This window comes from Thalassolituus sp. UBA2590 (genome assembly GCF_002339775.1).
Lineage (GTDB): Bacteria > Pseudomonadota > Gammaproteobacteria > Pseudomonadales > Oceanobacteraceae > Thalassolituus.
On record NZ_DDKU01000011.1, the window covers coordinates 1 to 11,004 of the forward strand.

Genomic DNA, 11,004 nt, shown 5'->3' on the forward strand with positions numbered 1-11,004 from the left:
GCTGCAACAAAGCCGGGTGAATACGGAGCTGCAGGAAGGCCTGATGAAGACCCGTATGGTTCCTTTCCAGCGTATGGTGCCACGCCTGCGTCGTATTGTTCGCCAGGTCAGCCTTGAACTGAATAAGCAGGTCGAGCTGCGGGTTAACAACGCCGATGGTGAAATGGACCGTACCATTCTCGAACGTATGATTTCTCCTCTTGAGCATATGGTCCGCAATGCCGTCGACCACGGTATCGAGAGTGGGGAGCAACGCCGTGCAGCCGGTAAACCCGAGAAAGGCAGCATTGAGCTGGATATCCGTCGTGACGGTGGTGATGTTGTTCTTACCCTGCGCGACGACGGTCAGGGCATTAACCTTGATGCGGTTCTGAAGAAAGCCCGTGAACGCGGCATGGTGCCAGACGGTGTTGAGCCGACTGAGCACGATATTATGCAGTTTATTCTGCAACCTGGTTTCTCTACGGCAGAGGTCATTACACAGATCTCTGGTCGTGGTGTCGGTATGGATGTCGTCAGCAGCGAAATTAAGCAGATGGGCGGCAGTGTTGAAATTCGTTCTGAAGCTGGGACAGGCAGTGAATTTGAAGTTCGTCTGCCGTTCACTGTGTCGGTCAACCGGGCACTGATGGTTCGTATCGGTGAAGACTTGTATGCCGTTCCTCTGAATAACATTCAGGGGATCGTTCGTGCTTCCGTTGCCGAGCTACAGAACCTCTATGACCAGCCTGAAGGCGAGCGCTTCTTTAATTACGCCGGTCGCGACTACCAGCTGGGGTATCTGGGAGCGATGCTCGATGAGCACTCTCATCCGAAGATCTCGGGTCAGCACATGCCGCTGCCTTTGCTTCTGGTTCGCGGTCAGGTTCCTTTTGCTTTGCAGGCTGATGCACTGCTGGGCTCGCGAGAGATCGTGGTGAAGAGCCTTGGTCCTCAGTTTGCTGGAGTACGTGGTATTTCAGGTGGCACGATTCTGGGGGATGGTAGTGTTGTTATCATTCTCGATCTGCCAGCCATGATCCGTACCTATACCAGCCTTGAGTATCAGCAGGCTAAAGCGCTTGATAATAAAGCGGCTGAAGCGCGTCACGAGCAAGAGCGTCGTCTGCCTAAGGTACTGGTTGTCGATGACTCGGTGACGGTACGTAAGGTAACGACACGTCTGCTCGAACGCCACGGCATGGAAGTATTGACCGCGAAAGACGGTATGCATGCTATGGAAGTCCTGCAGGATGTGAAACCCGATGTCATGTTGCTCGATATCGAGATGCCTCGTATGGATGGTTTTGAGGTAGCGTCACTGGTTCGTCATGATGAGCGCCTGAAAGATCTTCCGATCATCATGATTACTTCGCGTACCGGTGATAAACACCGTGAGCGCGCGAGAAGCATTGGTGTGAATGAATATATGGGTAAACCCTTCCAGGAAGAAGCGCTGCTGGAAAACATCAATGCCTTCCTGGGGCACGAGGTTTACTGAGTGGGCAGCCCAAGAGTCGCTGTGATTAACAGCGACCTTTTGCAGCAACGCATATTGGCGGAGTCACTGGAGCGGCTTGGGTTTGAGGTCGTACTGAATATCCCGGCCGCAAGAATGACCCTGGCGTTGATCAGGGAGACTCAGGCAGATGCCTGGTTAGTCACTGTTCGCGATGACGATGAAGTCTGCGGCGAGAGCTTCGATTCCTTACTGGACGGAGACGCGCCTGTTCTCGTCGGTATGGATGACGCACCGGATAACAATTGCACCAGCTTCTTACGTTGGGAAAAGAAGCTGCTTACTAAGCTACGGGACCTGACGGACACTCCGGCGCCTGCGGCTGAAGTCAGCCAAGTGCCATGGGCGCAGAAACAACACAGAGAGATTCTGCTTCCAGCAGTATTTGCGGATGATACACGCAAGCTGCCCTTGCATATATTTGTTCTGGGCGCCTCTTTGGGTGGGCCAGAGGCCGTGAAAGAGTTTCTCGACGTGCTGCCCGAAGGTTTGCCGGTCGCGTTTGTGTACGCCCAGCATATTGATGAAAGGTTCGAGCAGGCACTGTGTCAGGCGGTTGGGCGTCATTCGCTGTACCAGCTTAAGAATGTCGAAAATGCTGCGATTCTGGCCGCGGGTGAAGTGCTGATTGCACCGGTATCAACGACCTTCGACCTTGTCGGTCTGGACCGTATCAGTCTTGGGACCAGCCCCTGGGATGGCCCTTATGGACCGTCCATTGATGGTGTCATTGACGTAGTGTTTAATCACGCTCGACAACGCTTCGGCTGTATTCTGTTCAGCGGTATGGGGAGTGACGGCGCAGAGAGTATTTCAGCACTGCCGGAAGGCACCGATGTATGGGTTCAGGCCCCTGAAGGCTGTGGTAATGCCTCTATGCCCGAAAGTGCGATACACACTGGAAAAGTAACCTTCGTAGGCGATTCGTATCAGCTGGCGCTGAAGCTGGTTGAACACTTGAAAGATAAATGGATAGAGAATTATGAGCGAAAACCAGATCACCAGTGCGGATAACAAGCCTGAACAGGTGGACTGCCTGCTGGTTCCGTTAAAGGATCGCAATCTTATCCTGCCGAACGTAACGGTGGCGGAGGTTATCCCGTTTTCGCACCTGCTGACAACGAATGCCAGCACAGACTGGATTCTCGGTCGTCTGGACTGGCGTGGGACCTTGGTTCCGGCTCTGTGTTACGAACTGATGAGTGGCCAGGCTGCACCGGCACCGAATCCGGATGCACGTTTTATTATCGTCAACGGGGTAAATGCGAACCCTCAGATGCCTTTCTACGCCATTCTGGTGCAGGGTATCCCTCGCTTAATGCACGTTGGTGAAAACGATCTTCAGGAAGTAGAGGCTATGGGGATGGGGCAGTTTGATAAGGTTGCCGTGACCTTCGAGGGAGTTACCGCCATGATTCCGGATCTGGACAGTGTCGAGCTTCAGGTTCAGGCGACTCTGTGATATTTAGATTGATCACGTATTAGCTACCTTAGAGATATCGTCCTGTTTCCTAATTTTCCATCTGCCTCAAAGGCTCTGCTGGCTGGTGTCACGCAGACTCGGTTCTGGCTGTTCGTTCTTCTCGGGGTCTGTGTTGCCGCTCAGCCATGGCACCGTGGAACGGGGGTTCTGGCCTTTCAGTTGGCAATTCTGCTCAGTTGCGTTATCGCGTTCAGAGATGCGGACTTTCTTAAACACCTCTATCGATATCGTTGGCTGGCTGGGAGCCTGGGCTCGGTCGCTCTTGTTTCTATGTTTTCCTGGGTGTTTCGGGAATATGAGGACGCGCCTTTTCGCTCTGTGAAGCCTTACCTTACTTTAATTGCGATTATTCCGCTGATACTTGCTATGCGGACGTTGAATTTCAGGCGTAGTGAAATTTCGCTCATTGCAATTTTTGCCGGATTATCCTTAGGAGCATATGCCCTTAGTGAGGTATGCGCAGGAACTCGTGGTCGCTGGGATGCTACGGAAAATGCGGTTGAGTTCGGTAATTATGCAGCGCTTATTGGTGGTCTATTGCTCATCCTCGGCACGCAACTCCATACAGTAAGGTGGAAATGGCTAATTATAGGATTGTCCTTAGCAGGATCGGTGGCAGCCCTCTATGTCTCCTACAAGAGCGGTACACGAAGCAGTGTGGGCGTAGTTCTTTTAGCCACTCTCTGTGTCTTTGGTTATATACTTTTTTCATTAAAAAACTGGGGCGTTCTTGTACTTCTCGGCGTGTGTTTTGTCTGTGCAGCTTTTACGATCTCCGAAACCGGGCGCTTCAGAGCTCTTGAAACTGAACTATCCAAGGCATTCGCAGGAGGCTATTCTTCGGGCTCTCTGGGGCAACGTCTTGAACTATGGCGGTTGAGCGGGTGTATCGCGAGTGAGTTCCCGGTTCTGGGAGTGGGTACTGGTTCATTTAAATATGCGCAGCTGGATCATTGGCCAAAGACCTGCGGTGTTGGGATTCGAGCATCAAAAGGTTATTTCAGTCAGGCTCACAGCGTTTACTTTCAAGCTTTGGCTACTATGGGATACCTGGGACTAGTAAGTCTCATGGCACTTTTTGCGATGCTAATAAGTGCCGCACTACTCAATATCCGTTCGGGCGGGCTTTTCTTAGCTTTCGTGGTCAGCTCTTTTATGGTTGCTGGAATAACTGTAGATCTGTTTTTTAAAGACTTTATGGTCGCACGGTTTGTACTTTTGACTAGTCTGTGCTTGGTCTGGTTACAGCACAACGATACCGGCGGACTCAAAGGTGTAACGTAAGGCATTCCCCTTATCTGTACGATTCTGATAGAGCGTATCCATGCCTACTGAAATGACTACGCTGTCTGACAGCAGCATTTTTGCGTTAATTAATGCGGTCGAGGTACAGCCCAGAACGTATGAATAGTGAGTTTTGCTGTATAACTCTTCTGCACAGAAAATATCTTCCTCAATAACTTTGTAGCCGTTGTTGAATTCCTGATTGCTTGATCTCGGGTGGCCAAGGTAATGAACCTGGTCAACGTTCAGTCGTTCGACCTCAAGCTTGAGGCGGTTGCTGATTGTAGTCACTTCGTGGGCTGTTGCCAGATTGAGGTCAAGAAGACGTTGTCCGATAACCAGGGCTTTCTTTTTCTTTTTAGGCTCAGCTCTGCGTTCAATGGCAATATCGATATGCCTGAGCTTATCTTCCGGGTAATTCGTTTTAATGCCAGAAAAAGAATACAAGACATCAAACAGAGGATCGTCAATTCCAATGCGGCAGCCTGAAAAGTAATGATACTTGAGATCCGGGAACGGTAAATATTTCAGATATCGTAATCTGGTTCTCAGCGATACTTTTGAGGTTTCGTCGGTTGATTCAACAATGGTGTTGAGAATGCCGTCCGGAACCATTCTGAGTCTGAGTGGCACTTGACTGAAATTGCGCTGAAGAGCATGTATCACCAGATTCTGATGAATCTGATCGATCCGGGGGGTATGGAGCAGTATTCGTGAGAAAGGTTTTGCTGAACGTAGTTTGTTGACTACGGAACTCAGGCACCGTTTAAGCTTTATGATCTTTTGTAACGTACCCGACCAGTCTCGGTCGAGGTAGGTATGGTCTACACCGCGTGCTGTGAGCTTCTGAGATAGAGATTCAGAGTAAGAGAAAACGATCACCTGTTCCGGTGACGTTATTTTTATAATTTCCAGGCTCGCGAGATACTGGAGTTCCGTCTCTATGACAAATAAAGCGATGTCGCCGTGTGTCTTCATTGATTTTGCTGTTGCCCGGTTGCTTACTTATTAATGCTTTGACAATAAAGATCAAGCTCAGTCCCTTTCAGGCTTGAAGATTCTAAGCTGTTGAGCAGGTTCCTGATAGCCTTGCGGTGTTTCTTTTCAAACACCTTACGGCGCTTGTAGCGCTTTGCCCCTGTATCAATAAACTTCAGTTCCATGGTTTCTGGATGACAAAAAATATTATCAAGGTGGAGGTCTGAATAAAGAACGGAATGCTGTTTTAACGTTTGCAGTGTGATTCTAATCTGATCGGTCAGAAGCGAGACCTGCTGGTCGTTCAGATCCTTCTGTATATCAGAGAGAGAGAGTAAACCTGATTCCGTCAGATTTTCCATCAGGTAATAGCCGATATACAAGGCGTTGCGTGGGATTGGAAAAGAAATGCCCATCTCATACACTTCCGGAGCACCAATCCCAATAGACCGTAGAAGCTGGGCACCCGTGTACTCAGTATGGGTTCTACTTCGCTTCCAGAAAACCTTAACATGTTCATGCCAGGTCCGCGCTTTCACCAGTTTCAGAACCATTGATGTCCCTGAGAGCATGCCTACTGTCGATACATGATGGTCGAGCAGGATTTCACCCAGAGTAAGTTCGCGGCCCTGTCCTGCATTGCCAGAGGTTCGTAAAAAGTGCTGTATAAGTGTCTTACTGTTGTCTCTGCGTATTCTGGTCAGCACGTTACTATTTCCAGTATTCTCTGATCCAGGGCGCTTCCTTCCATACCCCCCATGGACCGTTCATAACATCAACAGGATCGGGTTTTCCATGGAAGATGACGATTTTTGCGCCTTGCGGTAGTTGTGCATATCCTTTGGTTGTCGGAAACATGTCGAGTTTAAGAAGTATGCGGCCGATAGCTCCCCATGTGCGCTTAGCCCGTGCATTACATTGCTTCTTGAAGGAGACCACCCATTCGCGGGGCCATTCATTCATGTGCTGTGGAATGGCCTCTGCAATCCAGTCCTGGTCGCCGTGAAGTCGCTCAATAATACTTTCTTTGTTCTCCCAGAAGCGTTCCCAGACTTCTGTCTGGCTACCTATTTCCAGGCGGAATACAGAGCTGTTGAAACCTTTTTTCAGGTCTTTGATGATACGGAATGTGCCGGGTGCATAAGTGAAAAGCTCATCAATGTTTGCGGTGATCACAACATCCAGATCGAGGAAAATAGTGGTGCCTGAGATATCGAAGAGTTCGGATTTAAACAGCATCAGCTTATACCACCATCCCTTGATACCAAGATCAGGTAACATGCGGAAGTTTATTCCTTCATCGAGACCCTCGGGGTTGTCTGTGATGCAGTAGAAATTTATCGGCACTGTGGTATTACGGCGAACCATATTATGCAGACGATTCACGAATTCAGCGGGGTACTTAGAGCCCCATTTTAAGCAGACGACGTTATACATGGATCGCTATTTTAAAACTCTGACCGGTATAGAACCGGGGTGATATTTATGTAATCAGCTGGCGTTCAGCGCTTGCGTGATTACCTTAGTAGGGTGTGGATCTTCACAAATGATACCGAGGTCAAGCAGCGTGCTTTTTCTCTCTTTTGGGACTGTTAAACGGTCAATTTCCTGTTCCAGTTGTCCTGAATCATGGAGCTTAACCCAGCGTCTGTAATGGTTCCCCATTTTCGATACGCCTTTTTTCAGTAATGCCGAGCGATTTTCAATGTTTGCTACAAAAGACTCCCGGGACCTGATCGGATAGTGATAGACCGTAATTCTTTCTGACTGTTTCTGATTTAACCAGCCCCAGGCGTGCCAGGCTCTATGGTTTCCACCTTTGATTCTCAGCATGCCGGGGCTACGGACAATGACTTTACCGTGGATTTTTCCGAGCATAATAGATCGCTCGACCTCTTCCACTTCACCACCTTTCCGGTAGTTTATCGGCGAAGAGACACATAGGTTCTGTGTGAAAAAATCTGCTCCACGATCAAATGCTTCACGTTCGAAAAGTATATTTTTGCGCTGGCAGTGAATGATCGACCCTGTTTGTGTCAGCTCATCTTTCAGGTTACACCCTGGTGATGGTATCCAGAACTCATCTGCATCGTTCGCGATTGTCCAGTCAGCACCAAAATCCTTTCGCGCCATCTTCGCCATCTCGGTTTTCCAGTGACTTTGCTGGTAGTCCAGAGTAGGGCGCTCAATCACTGTAATTGGCAGGGTATTGGCGAGTGCACGAACGATTTCCAAGGTGCCATCTGTCGATCCGTTATCCATAACAACGAAACTATCGACACCTAAGGCGGCGTGGACCCGGATGTTTTCAGCAATAATGTCTGCTTCATTTTTAATGAGCAGATTCATCGACAGATGCATAGAAATGACCGTTCGCGTAAAGCGCCCAATCATATCTCAGAGATTAATTTATGTACACGTCATCAACTACGCTGCATCTGGGACAGCCATGCATGCATTGTTACCGGCTTTCTCAATAGCCCCGTTTGACAGTGCCGCGAACTTTTTTTCGAGTGACTTCCAGGACTTGTTAATAAAGTATCGTGATAGCGCTGGAATCCGGATGTTAAGAGGGTTCACTCCCGGATTGCTGACTCCATCAACGATAACTAAACGCGGATGACCATTCTGGACCTGGCACATGATGTTGTTAGGGCTGAGATCCCGAACGCAGATCTGTTGTTCCAGGAGGTATTCACGCAGCTCATCCATGAGGGCTCTGATCGTATTTTCGGGAAACTCTTTATTTCGCACAGCGTTTGACAGGGTCGATGATACTTCTCCGTCATCGTTCAACATCAGTTCGCAAGCCGCACCTTCCCCGCGGCTCGTCTTGACAGTCCCCATGTAGTGCGCCAACTTCGACGTGTCTACGCCTTGCTTCATCAGATAAGCAAAGTACGCTCTCTCACGACGTGTTTGCTTCTGTGGTTTGCGTGACACTTTGATGCACTGGTTATTGATGAGTGGGTGGCGATAGCAATCCCGGTCTCGCCCCTGGCCTATCAACTCTGCTTCTGACAGATCGATAATATCCATAGAGGTACCCTTAATCTTTGCGGTTGTCATGCTATTGTCATTGTTTTATGTATTAGGTTCCAGTTTTTATAGGCCAATTGACTATTCCCTCAGCGGCACAATAGAGAGCTAATAGGCCAATTCACGAGCTTGGTCGCAATATGTATCAGGCTTCGAGCGTTGTTCCCTGAGATACTTCATTGGCAGCAACGCTGGTAACGCCAATCCGAGAAAAAAAATGCTCAAACTCGCTGGCGAGAGGTGCCTCTGGGTTTTTAATCGATATGATTTGCGCGTCGGGCCTGAGCCAGCGGCCGTTGATCAGTGTCGAAGAAAGATCTCCGATGATCGTTGCTTCAGGGGGAAGTAGGGGCAAAATCGCTTCAAACGGTATTCGATGGGGAATGACGTAGGCGCCAGTCCGGTTTTCAGCCTGCAGTATATCTGGGTTGGTGTTGCGAGGATGGTACTTGACGCCAACTATTCTGCCATCGCTGATTATCTCTGCCATCACAGAATCCATTGCATCCTTATAGCCATCTAACTTAGTGATAATTGACTCATGAGGGAGCGTAAGTACTGCACCGAGATCTTTCAATGTTTGTGGATCAGCGCCGAAGTGCTTGACCAGAAGTGAGCAGAAGTCCCGTACTGTAGGGTTATCGGTGTGGGCAGGTTGAAGAGGATGGAGTTTCTTTTGTGCCAGTAACGGGTGAACCAGATCAGGGAAAGCTGCATAGACGTCTGAAATCCATTGGGATGCACCAATGGTCGGAGGATTCTTCCACCAGAAGCCGTACGTCAGTTTTTTCAGCCAGTTATCAACAATACGATCTGAAAAGCTGGCTGAAGCCTCGCGTCCTACATACGTGAACGTGCCTTCATCCATATAGATGCCTTGCACGTCACTGCGCTTGGACTTCGCGCAATGCATTGCGTACTGAAACTCAATACGTCGATCATTCCCGGTGAAGAGTTGTCCTGGTTCGTTCCGCGTTACCCATTGCTCAAATTCCGCAAATACGCGTTTACGGTTTTCCAGTTTCGCCTTGGTGCCTTTGATATGACCCTGACTGATGCGCAATTCACTGAACGGCGAGTTATGCCAGCTCTTAATGAGATCGAAGTAAGGGTTGTTTTCTACGATAGGTTGATCAATCAACCACAGGCATGCAGGGGTGCTGGGCGTCTTACTGGCGATCGCCACCGAATTCAGAATATGTAAGGGTGTCGATGCCAGAAAGAGTTGCTGAGACATAGGTGTGTCCGATTAAACCAGATTACGCCACACACGCAGGCTGGCTTCAGACTGATTGAGGGTATAGAAGTGAATACCTGGTGCGCCGCCTTCTAACAGGCGATGGCACATTTCCGTTACCACCTCTTCACCAAATTGCTGAATAGACTCGTTGTTATCGCCGTAGGCTTCCAGTTGCTTGCGGATCCAGCGTGGAATCTCGGCGCCACAAGCGTCCGAGAAACGTGCCAGCTTGCTGTAGTTGGTGATTGGCATGATGCCCGGAATGATCGGGATATCGACGCCCATGTCACGTACACGATCAACGAAGTTGAAGTAGCTGTCGGCGTTGAAGAAGTACTGAGTGATTGCGCTGTCTGCACCAGCCTTCACTTTGTTGACGAAGTGTTCGAGGTCTTTTTCGAAGCTGGTCGCCTGAGGGTGCATCTCTGGGTAAGCCGCGACCTCAAGAGTGAAGTGATCGCCGGTTTCTTCGCGGATGAACTCGACCAGTTCGTTGGCATAGCGCAGCTCGCTGCTGGCGAGGCCGGCGCCGCTTGGCAGGTCGCCGCGCAGGGTAACAATGCGGTCGATGCCGAGGTCCTTGTATTCATTCAGCAGTGAGCGCAGATCGTCCTTACTGTCACCCACGCACGACAGGTGAGGGGCTGCAGCGATACCGCGTTCCTGAATGGCTTTGACGATGGCGTAGGTGCGGTCGCGGGTAGAGCCACCGGCACCGTAGGTCACCGAGAAAAACTCTGGATTAAAGGCAGCGAGTTCGTCGCGCACTTTCAGGAGTTTTTCTGTCCCTTCCTCGGTTTTGGTCGGGAAAAATTCAAAACTTAAGGTCGTCATCTTAACTTCTCTTGATCCGGTAGAGGCGCTGTTCGCCGCTACCTATTATCTTGTTATTGGCTATTTACTTCGCACTTATCATAGCCTCAGGAGCGTTAGCGAAGAAGCCAGATCGAGGCGGATTTGCTTCGGAACGCGCAGTGTATAAATCATACATGAGCATTTCCGGAGCAAATCCAACAAAGAGCTGGCGATGCAGCTAGCTCCGCTCAAACATTAATATTTATAGGCTTCTGGCTTATACGGGCCATCCACATCAACATTAATGTAGCTCGCTTGATCACCCGTCAGTTTAGTGATCACGCCACCGAAGCCTTCCACCATGTCTTTGGCCACTTCTTCATCCAGCTTTTTCGGCAGAACTTTCACATAGATGCTTTCTTTCTTCTCAGCTTCCATCATATCGGCGAATTTGCGCTCATACAGATAGATCTGCGCCAGTACCTGGTTGGCGAACGAGCCGTCCATGATACGTGATGGGTGACCGGTGGCGTTACCCAGGTTCACCAGACGGCCTTCAGACAGCAAGATCAGATGATCGTCTGCGGCTTCGTCACGGTACACCTTGTGTACCTGTGGCTTCACTTCTTCCCACTTCCAGTTCTCACGCATGTAAGCGGTGTCGATCTCGTTGTCGAAGTGGCCGAT

12 protein-coding genes are annotated in these 11,004 nt (G+C 49.7%); 4 read left to right on the forward strand and 8 right to left on the reverse strand.

The window, feature by feature from the left end:
• The 4 genes from B2067_RS00920 to B2067_RS00935 form a co-directional block, all read left to right on the forward strand.
• Window positions 1–1,480: hybrid sensor histidine kinase/response regulator (locus B2067_RS00920; protein ID WP_301387199.1), on the forward strand; the 1,480-nt coding region annotated here is incomplete at its 5' end.
• Window positions 1,481–1,501: 21 nt separating this feature from the next.
• The gene (locus B2067_RS00925; protein ID WP_301376657.1) at window positions 1,502–2,512 is read left to right on the forward strand and encodes a chemotaxis protein CheB; all 1,011 of its coding nucleotides are present in this window, start codon (window positions 1,502–1,504) and stop codon (window positions 2,510–2,512) included.
• Entirely contained in the window at window positions 2,481–2,960 is a 480-nt protein-coding gene (locus B2067_RS00930; RefSeq protein ID WP_076516779.1) for a chemotaxis protein CheW, read from the forward strand. The genes B2067_RS00925 and B2067_RS00930 overlap by 32 nt, the downstream gene beginning before the upstream one ends.
• A gap of 180 nt (window positions 2,961–3,140) precedes the next feature.
• Window positions 3,141–4,265: an O-antigen ligase family protein gene (locus B2067_RS00935; RefSeq protein ID WP_301387200.1), complete on the forward strand. Its 1,125-nt coding sequence runs from the start codon at window positions 3,141–3,143 to the stop codon at window positions 4,263–4,265.
• On the opposite strand, the gene B2067_RS00940 is transcribed toward B2067_RS00935, so the two are convergent.
• From B2067_RS00940 to B2067_RS00975, 8 genes are all read right to left on the reverse strand, one after another.
• On the reverse strand, window positions 4,224–5,243 hold the full coding sequence (locus B2067_RS00940; RefSeq protein WP_076516775.1) for a polysialyltransferase family glycosyltransferase: 1,020 nt from the start codon (window positions 5,241–5,243) through the stop codon (window positions 4,224–4,226). The genes B2067_RS00935 and B2067_RS00940 overlap by 42 nt on opposite strands.
• A gap of 23 nt (window positions 5,244–5,266) precedes the next feature.
• Window positions 5,267–5,797 carry a hypothetical protein gene (locus tag B2067_RS00945; RefSeq protein WP_139325847.1) on the reverse strand — a complete coding sequence of 177 codons (531 nt, stop codon included), beginning with the start codon at window positions 5,795–5,797 and terminating at the stop codon, window positions 5,267–5,269.
• Window positions 5,798–5,954: 157 nt separating this feature from the next.
• Window positions 5,955–6,629: a hypothetical protein gene (locus B2067_RS00950; protein WP_301376655.1), complete on the reverse strand. Its 675-nt coding sequence runs from the start codon at window positions 6,627–6,629 to the stop codon at window positions 5,955–5,957.
• A gap of 105 nt (window positions 6,630–6,734) precedes the next feature.
• Window positions 6,735–7,604, reverse strand: coding sequence for a glycosyltransferase family 2 protein (locus B2067_RS00955; RefSeq protein ID WP_301387201.1), 870 nt, complete (start codon window positions 7,602–7,604; stop codon window positions 6,735–6,737).
• A 66-nt stretch (window positions 7,605–7,670) separates the two neighbouring features.
• A complete protein-coding gene (locus B2067_RS00960; RefSeq protein WP_301387202.1) occupies window positions 7,671–8,312 on the reverse strand; it encodes a YrbL family protein in 642 nt (213 codons plus the stop codon).
• Between the two features lie 115 nt (window positions 8,313–8,427).
• Window positions 8,428–9,519: a polysialyltransferase family glycosyltransferase gene (locus B2067_RS00965; RefSeq protein WP_301376652.1), complete on the reverse strand. Its 1,092-nt coding sequence runs from the start codon at window positions 9,517–9,519 to the stop codon at window positions 8,428–8,430.
• A gap of 12 nt (window positions 9,520–9,531) precedes the next feature.
• Window positions 9,532–10,356: a methylenetetrahydrofolate reductase [NAD(P)H] gene (metF, locus tag B2067_RS00970; RefSeq protein WP_301376651.1), complete on the reverse strand. Its 825-nt coding sequence runs from the start codon at window positions 10,354–10,356 to the stop codon at window positions 9,532–9,534.
• Between the two features lie 216 nt (window positions 10,357–10,572).
• Window positions 10,573–11,004: adenosylhomocysteinase (locus B2067_RS00975; protein ID WP_301387203.1), on the reverse strand; the 432-nt coding region annotated here is incomplete at its 5' end.

Excerpts from the sequence above, each read along its gene's own strand:
- B2067_RS00930 (WP_076516779.1), top strand. The coding sequence starts at position 2,481 with ATGAGCGAAAACCAGATCACCAGTGCGGATAACAAGCCTGAACAGGTG.
- B2067_RS00940 (WP_076516775.1), bottom strand. The coding sequence starts at position 5,243 with ATGAAGACACACGGCGACATCGCTTTATTTGTCATAGAGACGGAACTC.
- B2067_RS00945 (WP_139325847.1), bottom strand. The coding sequence starts at position 5,797 with ATGGTTCTGAAACTGGTGAAAGCGCGGACCTGGCATGAACATGTTAAG.
- B2067_RS00955 (WP_301387201.1), bottom strand. The coding sequence starts at position 7,604 with ATGCATCTGTCGATGAATCTGCTCATTAAAAATGAAGCAGACATTATT.
- B2067_RS00960 (WP_301387202.1), bottom strand. The coding sequence starts at position 8,312 with ATGACAACCGCAAAGATTAAGGGTACCTCTATGGATATTATCGATCTG.
- B2067_RS00965 (WP_301376652.1), bottom strand. The coding sequence starts at position 9,519 with ATGTCTCAGCAACTCTTTCTGGCATCGACACCCTTACATATTCTGAAT.
- metF (WP_301376651.1), bottom strand. The coding sequence starts at position 10,356 with ATGACGACCTTAAGTTTTGAATTTTTCCCGACCAAAACCGAGGAAGGG.